The sequence below is a fragment of the Natribaculum luteum genome (assembly GCF_023008545.1).
GTDB classification, from domain to species: domain Archaea; phylum Halobacteriota; class Halobacteria; order Halobacteriales; family Natrialbaceae; genus Natribaculum; species Natribaculum luteum.
Genome location: NZ_CP095397.1, coordinates 810667 through 824511, shown reverse-complemented (window position 1 = coordinate 824511; position 13845 = coordinate 810667). Strand labels below are relative to the sequence as shown.

The following is a 13845-nucleotide window of genomic DNA, read 5'->3' as shown; positions in this document are numbered from 1 at the left end:
TGATTCAGTGTGAGGAGTGTGTATGGACAAACCAGGCGGAGATGCAGTAGCCCGTGTTCTAGTCGAAAACGGGGTTACCGAAGCGTACGTACTGCTCGGCAACCAGACGGTCGATGTCGCCGATGGTCTTAACAGCCGTGGTGCCGATGTGATCACGGCCCGCCACGAGTACAACGCAGCAGTGATGGCCGATACCAGAGGACGACTCACCGGTGAGCCGGGCGTTGCACTTACTGTCGCCGGACCCGGCGGAACGAACGCTCTTACCGGCGTCGCCCAAGCGTACACGGCTGCGTCGCCAATGATCCTCGTGAGCGCTGTTCTCCCCGAAGACGCACCCACAGAGTCGCTTCATGGCGTCGACGACCAGCACTTCCTCGAGACGGCGTTCGAACCCGCAACCAAGTGGAGCACACAGGTACACGATCCCGAACGCGTCCCCGAAACGCTCAACCGCGCGTTCGACGTGGCGACAAGCGGGCGACCTGGCCCAGTGTTCGTCGGCATTGACGAAGAGATCCTCATGGAGTCGGTCGCGATTCCTGAGTCGGCGTTCGAGTGGAGCCACGTCACGAACACGCCGCCGTCGCCCGACGCGGCAGCGGACGCGCTCAAGGTGCTTGAACGGGCTGATCGCCGTGCCCTCTACGTCGGTAAGGGTGTTCTCCGCGCTTTCGCGAGCAGCGACGCGGTCGCAATTGCGGAGGCGCTCGACTGTCCAGTCGTCTGCCCGCGACACTACCCGGACGCGTTTCCTAACGACCACGAGCTGTTCGCGGGGACTGTCGGGATGGCTGACCATCCGGCAGCCGTTGCAGCGCTGGCCGATGCCGATGCCATCCTCTCGCTGGGCGTTCGACCGAGCTCTCACGAAGCGGTGGTTCTCGGCGATCGAACGAGTGACGACGTCGACATCGCGTATCTGCACGCTGGTCAGTCGGAATTTCCTCAGACCGACGCCACGGCCGTCGTCGGTGGCGACCTGACGACGATCCTGCCTGCGGCGGCCGATGTGCTTGCCGACGCCGGTTCGACCGACGCCGACTACCGCGAGTCGGTCCGCGCTGAAGCCCAGCAGGTCGACGAGGAGATCGAGGAGTATGCGGCTGCAGTTGCTGACCAGACGCCGATCCACCCGCTAGTGATTATGACGGCGCTTCGCGACGTGGCCGATGACGATGTAATTCTCACCGGGGACGCGGGCGCCGCTGGCGGTGCTTGGCCGAACGACGCGTTTGAGTACCGCACGCCGAACAGCTTCCAGCACTCCCGACTGTACGACTCGATGGGGTTTCCCGTCCCCGCAGGGAACGCCGCGAAACTAGTCGATCCGGATCGGCAGGTGGTCAATCTGATCGGAGACGGTGGCATGCTCATGTGTAACATGGAGCTAGTCACGGCGGTCGCCACCGGCACCGACGCCGTCACGATCGTGATGAACGATGCCAAGTATGGAATGATCTGGAACTACCAGCAGCGGGATGGCCACGCCGAAATCGCCACCGATATCCCGCAGGTCGACTTCGCGACGATGGCTGACTCGATGGGCGCTCGAGGCGTCCGCGTTGAGGATCCGACTAATGTGCGACCGGCACTTGAGGAGGCCCTCGCCGCAGACGAACACGTCGTCCTCGACATCGTAGTCGATCCGACCGCCGAGTACGTCTCTCGAACCATCTGGTAGCGTCCGGTTCCGAGAGAGGAAAACTATCTTATGGTTCGTCCGAATGTGCTCTGATATGCCAGTGATGGAGCCGACGCCAGACGACGTAACGCTTCGAGCGATCAACTACAAGAGCGAGGACGGCAAACGGATGGACGGGTTCGAAATTACCGGCGAATCGACGACGTTCGGCGGGGACGAGACCTGCGTCATTTTCCTGCACGGGCTTCGCGGGTTCGCTCTAGGAGCCGGTATTACGCCCATCGCCTACCCGCTTGCGAGACGGGGGATGCGTTGTGTGTCGATCAATAAGCGAAACAGCGGGAAGGGATACGAGACCTCCGACTTCGCCGAGATTGATCGAGACATCGCCGGCGCCGTCGAGTGGGCGACCGACCGCGGTGCCGAGCGGATCGTCGTCTGGGGGCGCAGCCTGGGCGCGACCGAAGCTGCATACTATCAGGGTAAACACAATGATCCCGCTGTCGACGCGGTCGTACTGGCCGCGCCGTTCGCGGACATCCGCGAGCGTTCTACGCGAAGCTACTTCGAGGCGGTGTCCGACGATCCCGATACCGCCTACAAAGAGTTCGTGCAAGAGGCTCGCGACCTCGTCGAGGAGGGACGGGGTACCGAACTCGTTGCCCTGCCGCGCCCCGTCGATGGTGGGATAGAGTACATCCCGATGACGGCCGAGTCGTTCCTTTCCTACCGCTCCCCAGAGAGCAAGTGTGCCACGATCGACTGGACGCCAAAGATCGAGAAACCGCTGCTCTTGGTCCCGCACGCGACTGACCGGAACGTTACGCCCGACGAAGCGCAGGAGATTGCCAACACTGCCGAGCGAAGTTCGCTGGTCGAGATCCGCCCGATCGAAGCTGATCACTTCTTCACCGGCACGGAGGATACCGTCGCAGATGCTACTGCTGAGTTCGTCCGTCGAGTCGATAACTTGTAGTCGGCGAGTGTGGTCAGTTATACGACTGAATGGCAAACTGGCATCGATTAGTGGATGCCGTGGTGGTGGTCCGTTTCGGGACCGAACGGGGTCGCGAGCAGGTCGGAGAAGAGTTCGATCTGCTCGTGCGCGATCGCGTCAAGTTCCGCTGGACTAAGACGGCAAGAGTAGCCAAGTTTCGGGGACTCGATCGCCACTCGTGGTCCGGCCGTCGTCTCGAGTGTCTGAAGCCGGACAACCGTATATTCGTTACTGATCTGTATCTCATCCGATGCCTCGGTCGTGTCCTCGCCGTCCTCGTGGGGAATTGCCGTTAGCTCCTCGAAGAAGACGTCGTTTTGCCATGTGAGGCTCTCCAGTGCTAGTGCGTCTACGCGAGTCTCGTCGCTCGTGCTGCGGACTACCAGCCGTTCCCCGGTCGGCGTCCGTAGCATCTCGAGTTCGATCGTTCGATCGCCGTCCGTCACTTCGATCAAATCCGTTGACGTCGGTGTCGGGGTCATAGGATGATTGAAAGCGAGTCGGTCGGGATGACCGTGTGGTCGAGCAACACGGTTCGTCGGGCGAGTTTTAGCCCCTTCCTTTCCGTCCAATCGGGCGCGTATCCGTCCTCGTCACGTCGGAGCGTATCGTGACGCTCCATTGAGAGGATGTCGGGATCGGTTTCTGCTTTCCGCGACCGAACGACAACCAGATTGTTCTTGAGGTCGATTTCGTCGTCGCTGACGTCAGTTATACGAACGTTTGCGACCTGACGACGAGTCCGGGATGGAGGATCCTCTGACCAAGCGAAATCGCTTGCCATCCGGTTGGTTCGTACCTTGAGCGTCCCCCAGTCCTCCTTCATGTGGAAAGCTGACTTACTGAACTCCGTGGGTTTGGACCGTTCGCGCGTCGTTCGAATCGGTATGCGGTATTCGATGTCATCTGTGACAAGATCGTGCCACTCGCTCAGTCGGCGGTCGTCGAGTAACTCCGCCGTGTGATAGAGGAACTCCTCGCACTCGAGCCGAAGCGTGGCTTGCTGAACCTGTTCGTCCTGCATATTATTCAGCCCCCTCGGTCGTTATCGTCTCGTACCACGTTCGGTAGAAGTCCAGTTGGTTCTCGTCGGTCAGCCCGCCATCCGCGTAGGCCGTTCCCGGCCCCGCCCAGTCGTCGTCGATGGTCGCCGCGGCGTTCTCGCCGCGTCCCATCGTGAACAGCGTCGTAGCCTCGGTCTGCTCAACGAACACGCTGCCCGCCGCGTCATCAATTCCGTCCCAGATGCCGATATCGTCGGCCTCGAAGTTACCCGCGGCGCTGAACGTCGACATTCCGACTTCGTAGACTCGCTCTTTGTATTCCGCCGGAGCGTCTTTCGGTGCTAGAATCCAGTTCCAAGCCTCCATCTTGCCGGGGCCACGGGGCTGCCACTGACGCAGACAGAACGTCCCGACGGGATCCTTGTTCGGATCGTCGCGGCCGCCGAGGAAAATGAATGAGAGGTTCGGGAAGATCGTCCCGAGAGTCACGCCCGACCTGCGTGCGACCTCGTGCTGGTCGTCGTCGAGAGCATCGTGGTTGAACGTCTCGACGACATCTTCGGGGTGGCCCCAGAACATCGGCTTCTCAGAGTCGATCTGGTAGATACTAAAAGCGTGTCCATCACAGTCGGCGATACCATACAGTTCGCTCTCTTCCTCGCCAGTGGCTGTTTCGCTGCCGATTCCCACGTCGATCGCCGACTTGTGGCCCATCGGCACGTGGTAATTGTCGCCGTAGAAGTTCTCCGTCGGCGTTTTCCAGTCGGCGTCGACGACCCACCGCTGCGGGTCGCCAATAACTTCCATGTCAATCAGGTCGAAGTACATGTCGAGGTACCACGTCGCACCGCCGAGATACTCTTCGAGTTGCGGCGCGTCTGGTGCGATACAGGCGAAGACTAGTCCGTTATATGTGTCGACGTTCGCCGCCTCGCGGAGGCCGTACTCGTCAGCGTCGAGGTGGTCGAACCCATCTCCCTTCTGGGGGACGCCGACGAGGTCACCCGTGTTTTGGTAGGTCCAGCCGTGATAGGGGCAGCGAAAATGGGTCGTGTTCCCCTTCTCAGCCCGGCAGACGTTCGCGCCGCGGTGACGACAGCTGTTGAACAATACGCGGAGCGTGCCATTTTCGTCGCGGACGAAGACAAACGGGTCCTCTCCGATTGTCCGCTGGCGGTAATCGCCCGGCTCAGGAACCTCCGATTCGTGGCCGACGTACACCCACGTCTGAGCGAATATCCGATTGAGCTCTCGCTGATAGATGTCCTCATCATTGAGAATCTTCATCGGAACCTCACCCCGTTCAAGCGTTTTCTCCATGCGGTCGAGTATCCGCCGAGTCCGTTCCTGCGCGGACTCGCTTGCGGACAGTGACTGCTCTATGTCGTGAGACATGTATACACACAAACGGAGAGGGTTACAACTACTTAGTTATTGTTCAACGGGCCCCGGGGCGAACGGGTGAAAATGGGGAGCCACCCTCGATCCATTGACTAGATCGGAGTCTCTTCACCGGAATGTTTTTCTGACCGCTTTCTGTATCCGAAGATGATCGGTTCGAATGATAGGACAGGCGACACACTACGGACTGAACGTACAGGACATGGAGAGTGCCCTCGAGTTCTACCGGGATCGGCTCGGATTCGAGGTCGATAAACGGTTCCCGATCAGTGAGGTCCAGAGCGACATCGTCGGTGTCGAAGGTGTTGAGGGCGAGATTGTCTTTCTCGACGCCGGCGGCTTCGCGATTGAACTCATCGACTACGATGCGCCCGAAAACGACGTCGTTCACGAGACAGCAGCAGGTCACGACGTCGGGATTGCCCACATCTGCATCACTGTTGACGACGTAGTCGGCCTCTACGAGGAACTCACGCCGGCAGTCAAGTTCGTGAATTCTCCCCGAACCGTCGGTAACGGCGCGGATATCGCTTACGCTCGAGACCCTGACGGAAACTACGTCGAACTGTACGAGCCACCCGCCGACAACTCGATCAGTGATTGATCAGGGGTACGTCACCGGTAAGTATTAGTGGTGACCGACCAGCCTTGGAATCGATGGGTTGGCTTGACAATCAGGTCGCACTGGTCACTGGCGGTGGATCCGGGCTTGGACGTGCGGTGACCGAACGGTTCATCGACGAGGGCGCATCGGTCGGCGTACTGGACATCAACGAGGACCGACTCGAGGACGTCGGGTCGGACTTTGGCGACGATGTCGTCACCGTCGCGGGAGACGTAACGTCATTGGCGGACAACAAACGGGCGGTCTCGGAGACAGTTGACGCCTTCGGCAAACTTGATGTGTTCGTCGGAAATGCGGGTGTATTTGATCAGAATACGTCCCTGCCTGAGCTGTCAGGTGAGGACCTCGAAGAGAGCTTCTTCGAACTGTTCGGCGTGAACGTCCTTGGATACATGATGGGTGCAAAGGCGGCGCTGCCCGAACTAATCGAAACAGACGGACGAATAGTATTCACCGCCTCGCAGGCGAGCTTCGGGTCCGACGGCGGAGGCATTCTCTACGTCCCGGCCAAGCACGCTGTCCTCGGTCTAGTTCGGCAGCTCGCCTTCGAGCTCGCACCGACGATTCGAGTTAATGCCGTCGCGCCGGGGTTTGTCCCAACAGATCTATCAGGTACCGAATCACTCGGCGGCCACCGCGGCGTCGTTTCCGCCGATAAGTTCGATCCTACGAACCATCCGCTCGAGATCACGCCGTCGGCCGCCGACTATACCGGCGCCTATGTGCTTCTGGCATCCGAGACAGACTCCCGACCAATAACTGGATCGGTCGTCCGCGCCGACCTCGGCCGCTCCGTCCGTGGCATTACCGAAGTTAGTCGATCGGCAGTCGAGTACATCACGCAGGACGTGACAGACTAACTCCTCGCGGCACTGTAACGGCCCTCGCGCGATAGACGCCGTATGCATACCTTCAAGTAAAGCTTCGATATACACTATCTTATGCCCCCACGGGAGCTTTCCCCGTTTGAATGTTGTCAGTATTGTCCCCACAGAAAGCCGGTGACTGGATCGTGCGAACACGCGATCCGTCAGGCAGTCGTCAAACAGCTTACCGAGGATCACCATGGCGTCTGCCCAGTCTTCCGGGACGTGAGAACGCGAGCGATGGATGATCTTTCCGAGAAATTAGATTCTTGAATTTAACTATATACATATTTTAATATGAAACGTCTCGACGGATATTCCCAAGCAGTTACCCCAGTGTGCGACAGTCGTCGTCGATTTCCGTTAATCATTATTAAATTACTAAAAGTTAAATAAATACTAATAAGTATAGTTTGAAACTGTGGTCAATATCTAAGTATATATTTGAAATTTATCTTATATGACACCATACAATTATTTGCCGATACTTTTATATGGATTCGGTCTGGTGTGATGAAACATGCCTTGGAGCGAAAAATGGCGGTCAGTAGACCGTCCAGACCCAAGTGAGATTCCAGACAGATACAACATCTCAGCGCGCTCGACGGAGAAGATAATGCTCATCTACTTTACGGGCACTACGATCTTCGCGTATCTCGGGATGAAATTTGTCGGCACCCGAGATCAGTTGATCGCGGGTCTTCCCGTAATGATGTGGACGATCGTGCTCGTCTCGGCGCTAGTAATTCTTGGTCTCTACGTAGTGCTCACCAAGAGTGAACCGTCAGAACGCATGACTGACCTCGGCGACGAAACGGAGGCGAAGTATGAGTAGCGGATCACTCGTTCCGATACAGGCGCTCCCTCCGGATCTCGCCGAGACGATTTCGACAAACCTGTCGCTTTCACTCAGTATTCTAGCTTGCTACGTCGTCATGTTCCTCGCCATCACACATTTCGCAAGACGAGGGTACTCGGACAGTCTGTCCGACCACATCGTTGCCTCTCGAGGGCTGGGATGGGTCGTCGCCTCGCTCACTCTCGTTGCGACGGTGCTGAGCGGCGTCGGCATGGCCGGATTCCCAGGTACGGTATATTCAGTCGGCTTTTCATTCATCGCGATGATTCTCGCCGGCTACGCGGTGACTGCACCGGCAGTCTGGTACCTCGGCCGCCGTATGTGGGTCGTCGGGAAGGAGCATGATCTTCAGACCCCAGGCGACCTGCTGGGTGACTACTATCAGAGCGACACGGTCCGGCTTTACACAGTGCTCGCGAGCGTTGCTTTCAATACGACGTATATCGTCGCTCAACTGCTCGCCGGTGGGCTGATTTTGACGATCCTTACGGGCGGGGTTGTTTCCTTCGAGTTGGGCGTTCTCGCACTTGCCTTCGTAGTCACAATCCACCTTGCCAGTACAGGGATGCGTGGAATCGCGTACCTCGATACCTTCAACGGGGCGCTGATTTCGATCCTTCTCGGCGCATTCGGCGTATTCATCGTCAGCCACGCCGGCGGCGTTGGCGAAATCTTCACTAGCCTCGGCGATTCCCGCGCCGGATACACGACGGCACCCGGAGTAACCGGCCTGTTCACGCCAGAGGTCATCCTGATCGTCGGTGCTCTGTTCTCGGTCGGCAATACCTTACTCTCACCCGCGGGATGGATCCGTATGTACTCTGTCGACACTGAACGGAACTTCGCCAAAGTCGCCGCGATGATCGTCGGTGTTCTCACGCTAATATACGTCTTCGGTACGAGTTTCATCGGAATCTATGGTCGGACCGTGCTGCCAGAGGGAACAAATCCGGATACGGTGTCGTCACTTCTCGCGTTCGACGTGATGCCGTTCGGTCTCGCCGCTTTGTTCCTTGTCGGCATCTTGGCTGCAATCGTCTCCACGACGGACTCGTACGCACACGTGTTGGCAGCGACCGTTTCGCGCGACTTTATCAGAACATTTATCAGTCCGGACATCTCCGAAGATGAGGAACTGCTTCTGAACAGAGTCGTGATCATCGTCACGATGCTCGCCGGTGTCGCCGGCGCGCTCTTGTACTCAAACCTGATAACCCCCCTTGCGCTGTTCGTCGTGGCAGTATCGATCCAACTGCTGCCGCTGTTGCTCGGCGCCGTCTCCTGGCCACGCGCGTCCACGGAAGCGGCCATTGTATCGCCAGCAGTTGGAACGGTACTTCTCGCTCTGTTCCAGCTGCAGCTGATTCCGAACCCATACGTAACTCCACTCGTTCCAGGCATTCTGGTTGCGACCGTCGTCAACTTCGGTCTCTTCGTGGTCGTGAGCTACCTCACGTCGCCACAACCGCTCGACAAGATGGAGCAGTACCACGGACTCATTAATAGGAAGCTCTAATCAGTCGCCAAGAACGATCACGAGCCGAATCCCCGGTCAACCCTGTTAAGACTGGCCGGTATCGGCAAGTCTGTTCCCATATTCAATCCAGTGCAGAATTGACCTAGCTCTGGCCAGATTAGAGTTTGAACGAATGAGGCGGGGATTCATGGAATTAATACCAGAATCTACCGTTCACGGCGGCTCTGGCACAGAGATTCAGTCAGGTTTTGTAGAGAGAATTCTGTTAAAATCCATTTATCTTGCGATTTACAAAGGGGCCAGTTTTCGACTGAATTCACGCACATCAGTTGGAAGGAGAGCTCGTCTCTATGTCAACATCGAATAGTTTCAACAAAGCCGTAGAGAGAGAAGCGATACCGTAGGAGCTGATGTAGGTGCGTATCCAGCTCTATTTACCGAACTATTATTTTTAGATACTATTCCCATATTTGATGTGTTCGAGGTAAAACGGGTAGACCGACAGTTCATAATTCGATGCAAAAAGCCGATTTACAGCCAACATCTAGAAACTAGCTAGATGACATTGCGCTCAACAAAACGGGATCCAGCTCCACGATTAGCGCTACTGGCGGTACGCCGCTATCGATCTTGGCACGAACGGATATCTCCGTATAAGGCTCTATTCAGTACGTACAACGCACTTACCGAGATGTTTCTACACGAACTGAGGGAGAGACACGACGTTTAAGACTCCGTGTTTCTCGTCGTTCCATCTCCGCGGCTCAAAGTTTCACTCCACCATCTCGGGCACCGATTTCGATGCGAAAACACGGAAATCTGAACGCTCTCAGATCAATCATATGAGTGATTAGAAAACATACCTCTAAGTTTAGAAACACTGAACCAGCAATCGCAGAAACATGGCTATAGAGCTACGCATACTGCTGGAACCAGCTAATCTGAACAATGTCTCGGACTCCAAAGGATCAAGCAGGAGTTCTTCGAATATAGACACTTTATTGGGAAAAACTCCCGTCTCCTTCAGCCACGGTTTAACAGTGTTATCTAAGACCCCAATCCAAGACTCTAAGCTAAGAATCTATGACCGATCATTCGAAGTCGTAGCCCCACTCCCGAAGTTGTTCAGCGACCTCGTCGATATGCTCGAGGCCGACTAAAAGCGCAGCCTCACGAAGATCGGCTTTCTTGACAGACTCACCCAACATAGCCTCGGTCTCCCTCTTTCCTTCGCGTTGGCGATCCAGCGTTGACTGCTGGAGATGTAACTGGACAGTTTGTGCACGTCCGTCGGTGATGCTGTTGCGCTCGTAGATCCAAGGAAGTACGGTACCCGAAGCACTAGATGTGGTCTCGCCACGATCGTCACGATCAGTGCTGGACCCAGATTCATCGTCGGGTTCAGTCATCGATGTCGACGCCGATGTCTCGATCGTGGCCGATTCATCATTCCCTGCCTCACCGCCCCCGGAATCGTCGTCTGTGTCGCTACTACTGAACGGATCACCGGCGCTTCCGCTCTTGAACCCCGTCATGCTTTCACCGCTTGCTCAAGTTCCCCTGGCTCCGGCGGGTTTGGTGCCTCAATCCCTGCCTCCGTCTCGAGGTAGCGAGCCAGGTTATCGAACTGGGCGAGGGTTTCGAGTTCGTAGTCCCGTTGACGGGACCGATGCTCGCGAACATACTTGAATGCCGAACACTGCTGCTTCCAACACCCTTCCATCATCGATGTCCGATCGCTGATTATCTCTGGTGTGGGGAACTCGATTTCATCGATGAGCTCCTTCTGGTCGTTCGTTCGCTTGAATCCGTTCGGGACTGCAGCAAGAACACCGACCTCGATGTTCAGCTGATCAGCGAAGTTACTCGCAAGTTCCTCGAGGCCTTCGACCGATGCTCGTCCCTTGGCCGAGGGCTCGACTGGAATCACCAGATTTCGCGTCGCGAAGATCGCGTTGTAGAGGTGATCCGACTCGGTCGCCGGCGGATCGCAGATCAAGACATCATACCGATCGCCGACTTCGGCATCGGCGAGGACGCGCTGCAGTTGGGCGTAGATATTGTACGCGTCGCCGAAGTCCTCGGCTTTCTGCTGTTCGCGGGCGAGGTGATCTGCGAGGTCCGAGAGCATGTTGTGCTCCGGAATGATGTCGACGCCCTCCGACGTTCGGATGAGGTCCTCAAATGGACCCTTCGGTGCATTGACCATGTGGCGGACGAGGTTGTCTGCATCGCTGCTGGCACGGTCCTCGTCGACACCGAGCAGTCGGCTGAGGTCACCGTCCTGCGGATCCAGCGGGACGACCAGGACGTCGAGACCTGCTCGAGCGTGCGCGACAGCCAGATTCGCCGTCAGCGACGATTTTCCAACGCCACCTGCTTCGGAGTACACCGTGTATGAGAGCATGAGTGTCCCGTATGAGTTACTAAGATAAGAAACTACGGAAAACATCCTAGAAATATACCTAAGTAAGATATCTTAGAATCACATCTAAGATTCTTAGCTAAGGTATATCCCTATGAAAAGTACATAAGTGATAGGACTTCGAGACAGGAAACGCACTCACAGCCAAGAGATCGAGCTTAGATTCATATCTAAGATCAGTACATAGGACCCGTTCATGACTTCGACAGGCATTGTAACAGTGAAAGCGGTGTGGTGAGATTCTATCTAAGATATAGACCTAAGTCTACAGTCTAAGATTGAAGCATAAGTTGTGATCGCTTAGAGTGAAGGGGTAGAAACACACCTACGTAAGCTATCTTAGAATGTTGTCTGAGACTCTTAGCTAAGATCCATACCTAAGATAGTTAGACAAGTTCCTTACAGAAGAGATGGCGTAGAATAGTGAATACCAGCCGAGTTCACTCGACGCTTTGGGCAGGGGAGATAGCTCACTGAGCCCTCCTGGGCTTGTGGTCAAGCGGCAGCGTTTCGACGCGTCGTCGCCGTCGAGCGTCTGCTGGTCCTCGGCTATATCAGCGAAGAGCGTGGACTGATCATCCTCCGATGAGCGGGCTACTTCGGGTCGGTCGTCGACGCCGAACCCACTGGCTTCGGGGCGATCGAGCCGTGAATCGCGGTTGCAATGATCGATGTCTGCGCCAAAGTCCTCGAGCGAAGTTTCGATGCTCGTCTCTGTGACTTCGAGTTGGCCATCCTCTCCGAACGCGGTCTGTCGCTGGATCTTGCTCTCGAGTCGGTCGCTCATTCCATTTGAGCCTCCACGCATGACGGCGACGACAAACAGCTCAAGATCACCAGTTCAGTCACCCTCTGAGAGGATCTCGCTGGCCCGATTTTCGAGCCGGCAGGGAATCTGGACGCGCTGCTGGTTTGCGTTCTCGTAGGCGACGCATGCTCGCAGAGTATCCGTGTTGTGAATCGTCGCGATACCAGCATTGATGAGCCGAGTGTTTTGCGGTTCGAGACGCTGCTCCGGTATGAGACCACCTGATTCGATGGATGGATCTGACGAGCTGCTCACTTCTGTTTGCCTTCGCTCTCTCAAGGCGACGACAAACAGCGGCTAAGGTCGGCGCAAACGTCTTCCGCTCAAGTTTACAGGCAGTCGAGGCGAATGCCACGGGGCTTGACCCCGTGTGGATGAATCCGACATGAATCGGAACAAACTATTAAGTAGCAACACTTCGATAATCACGGTACAGCGATGTGGTACGACTACCGCTTCTGCGCCTATCCCGACCGAACAGGTGTGACTGCGGAAGCCGAACGCCACATCGACATCCACCGCCAAGCCTACAATCACACCCGATACGAATACAACACGCTCGACACCGACGAGGACAATATCGGTTCGCATACCAACACCAGAAGCGACTCACCGAGTGGAAAGACGAGTGGCCCATATTTTCCGAGGTTCACTCGAAGGCGTTGCAGAAGACTGTCGAACGCTTCTACAACAACCTCAGCACCCTCTCCAAGAAGAAAGATGCGGGGTACAAGGTCGGTGAACTGCAGTGGAAGTCACCGCGAGAATACCAGAGTATGACGTATTCGCAGTCTGGTTTCGAACTCAAAGACACGAGTGGTCGAACTGCTACGCTCTGGCTCTCCAAAATTGGTGACATCCCCATCCGATACCACCGTTCCATCCCCGAAAACGCCATTATCAAAGAAGTCACGTTGAAGAAAGAGACAACGGGTGAGTGGTACGTCACGTTCGGCCTCGAAATCGAAGATAATGCGCTCCCTGAGAAACCCGACGCGGACGACGTGACCGCCGAAGACTGCGTGGGGATCGACCTCGGTATCAACAGCTACATCTACACGTCAGACGGCGACAGTGTGGACTGGCTCGATCTCTCCGAGGAATACGAACGATTGCGACGGGAACAGCGTAGTCTCTCCCGCAAGGAACACGGCAGTAACAACTGGGAAAAACAACGACAAGCGGTCGCCAAAGTCAAGCGTCGAATCAAGCGGAAGGTCGAGGACTTCCAACACAAGTTGACGACGTGGATAGTCAAAGAGTATGACGCCGTGTTCGTGGAAGACCTGAACGTCTCAGGGCTGCTCCAGCAAGACGGAAACGCTCGCAACAAACAGGACGCCGCGTGGCGTAGGTTCATCGAGATGCTGGAGTACAAGGGCGACCTGTACGGCACACGCGTCGTTCAAGTGAATCCGCGTGGCACAACCAAAGAGTGCGCGGAGTGTGGCGTGGAGACGGACAAGCCGTTGTGGGTCAGGAAACACAGTTGTCCGAGTTGTGGGTTCGAAGCGGACAGGGACGCTAATGCGTCGTACAACGTTCTTTCTCGCGGTATTCACCAACTAGGTCTGGGACAGGCCGAATCGACGCCCGGGGAGACTGCGACCGCTGTGGAAACCGACGGAGGTTCAACCTCATCGGTTCCTGCAAGTCGCGTCATCGAAACGGGAAGCCTCGGGACTTGACCCCGAGGCGGTTCACTGGAAATAGTGGGGGAGAGTGGGTAGGTACAATC

General features: G+C 56.4%; 12 protein-coding genes and 2 pseudogenes. 7 read left to right on the top strand and 7 right to left on the bottom strand.

Features of this window, described 5'->3' with window-relative positions:
• Nucleotides 1-22: 22 nt before the first annotated feature.
• Together MU558_RS04300 and MU558_RS04295 are read left to right on the top strand one after the other, a co-directional pair.
• Nucleotides 23-1684: a thiamine pyrophosphate-binding protein gene (locus tag MU558_RS04300; RefSeq protein WP_246972222.1), complete on the top strand. Its 1662-nt coding sequence runs from the start codon at nucleotides 23-25 to the stop codon at nucleotides 1682-1684.
• A 55-nt stretch (nucleotides 1685-1739) separates the two neighbouring features.
• Complete coding sequence (locus tag MU558_RS04295; RefSeq protein ID WP_246972219.1) at nucleotides 1740-2621, top strand: alpha/beta hydrolase family protein; 882 nt, start codon at nucleotides 1740-1742, stop codon at nucleotides 2619-2621.
• 47 nt (nucleotides 2622-2668) lie between these two features.
• On the opposite strand, the gene MU558_RS04290 is transcribed toward MU558_RS04295, so the two are convergent.
• The 3 genes from MU558_RS04290 to MU558_RS04280 are packed head-to-tail and all read right to left on the bottom strand — an operon-like array spanning nucleotide 2669 to nucleotide 4933.
• Entirely contained in the window at nucleotides 2669-3124 is a 456-nt protein-coding gene (locus tag MU558_RS04290; protein WP_246972217.1) for a hypothetical protein, read from the bottom strand.
• Nucleotides 3121-3666: an aromatic-ring-hydroxylating dioxygenase subunit beta gene (locus tag MU558_RS04285; RefSeq protein WP_246972215.1), complete on the bottom strand. Its 546-nt coding sequence runs from the start codon at nucleotides 3664-3666 to the stop codon at nucleotides 3121-3123. Before MU558_RS04285 ends, MU558_RS04290 begins: the two co-directional genes overlap by 4 nt.
• Nucleotide 3667: 1 nt before the next feature.
• On the bottom strand, nucleotides 3668-4933 hold the full coding sequence (locus tag MU558_RS04280; RefSeq protein ID WP_246972214.1) for an aromatic ring-hydroxylating oxygenase subunit alpha: 1266 nt from the start codon (nucleotides 4931-4933) through the stop codon (nucleotides 3668-3670).
• Between the two features lie 274 nt (nucleotides 4934-5207).
• On the opposite strand from MU558_RS04280, the gene MU558_RS04275 reads away from it, so the two are divergent.
• The 4 genes from MU558_RS04275 (at nucleotide 5208) to MU558_RS04260 (ending at nucleotide 8913) form a co-directional block, all read left to right on the top strand.
• On the top strand, nucleotides 5208-5651 hold the full coding sequence (locus MU558_RS04275; RefSeq protein WP_246972213.1) for a VOC family protein: 444 nt from the start codon (nucleotides 5208-5210) through the stop codon (nucleotides 5649-5651).
• Nucleotides 5652-5704: 53 nt separating this feature from the next.
• Entirely contained in the window at nucleotides 5705-6532 is an 828-nt protein-coding gene (hcaB, locus tag MU558_RS04270; protein WP_246974821.1) for a 3-(cis-5,6-dihydroxycyclohexa-1,3-dien-1-yl)propanoate dehydrogenase, read from the top strand.
• Nucleotides 6533-7058: 526 nt separating this feature from the next.
• Nucleotides 7059-7373, top strand: a complete 315-nt coding sequence (locus MU558_RS04265) for a hypothetical protein (RefSeq protein WP_246972212.1) — start codon at nucleotides 7059-7061, stop codon at nucleotides 7371-7373.
• Complete coding sequence (locus tag MU558_RS04260) at nucleotides 7366-8913, top strand: sodium:solute symporter family protein (RefSeq protein ID WP_246972211.1); 1548 nt, start codon at nucleotides 7366-7368, stop codon at nucleotides 8911-8913. Before MU558_RS04265 ends, MU558_RS04260 begins: the two co-directional genes overlap by 8 nt.
• A 1052-nt stretch (nucleotides 8914-9965) precedes the next feature.
• On the opposite strand, the gene MU558_RS04255 is transcribed toward MU558_RS04260, so the two are convergent.
• The 4 genes and pseudogenes from MU558_RS04255 to MU558_RS04240 all read right to left on the bottom strand — a co-directional run bounded on the left by MU558_RS04255 (nucleotide 9966) and on the right by MU558_RS04240 (nucleotide 12362).
• The gene (locus MU558_RS04255; RefSeq protein WP_246972210.1) at nucleotides 9966-10409 is read right to left on the bottom strand and encodes a DUF7970 domain-containing protein; all 444 of its coding nucleotides are present in this window, start codon (nucleotides 10407-10409) and stop codon (nucleotides 9966-9968) included.
• Nucleotides 10406-11281: a ParA family protein gene (locus MU558_RS04250; RefSeq protein ID WP_246972209.1), complete on the bottom strand. Its 876-nt coding sequence runs from the start codon at nucleotides 11279-11281 to the stop codon at nucleotides 10406-10408. The genes MU558_RS04255 and MU558_RS04250 overlap by 4 nt, the downstream gene beginning before the upstream one ends.
• A gap of 520 nt (nucleotides 11282-11801) precedes the next feature.
• Nucleotides 11802-12086: pseudogene (locus MU558_RS04245) on the bottom strand (hypothetical protein); the annotation flags it as partial.
• 54 nt (nucleotides 12087-12140) lie between these two features.
• The gene (locus MU558_RS04240; RefSeq protein WP_246974818.1) at nucleotides 12141-12362 is read right to left on the bottom strand and encodes a DUF8129 domain-containing protein; all 222 of its coding nucleotides are present in this window, start codon (nucleotides 12360-12362) and stop codon (nucleotides 12141-12143) included.
• 183 nt (nucleotides 12363-12545) lie between these two features.
• Between MU558_RS04240 and MU558_RS04235 the strand changes: the two are divergent.
• Nucleotides 12546-13795: pseudogene (locus MU558_RS04235) on the top strand (RNA-guided endonuclease InsQ/TnpB family protein).
• The last annotated feature ends 50 nt before the right edge of the window (nucleotides 13796-13845 follow it).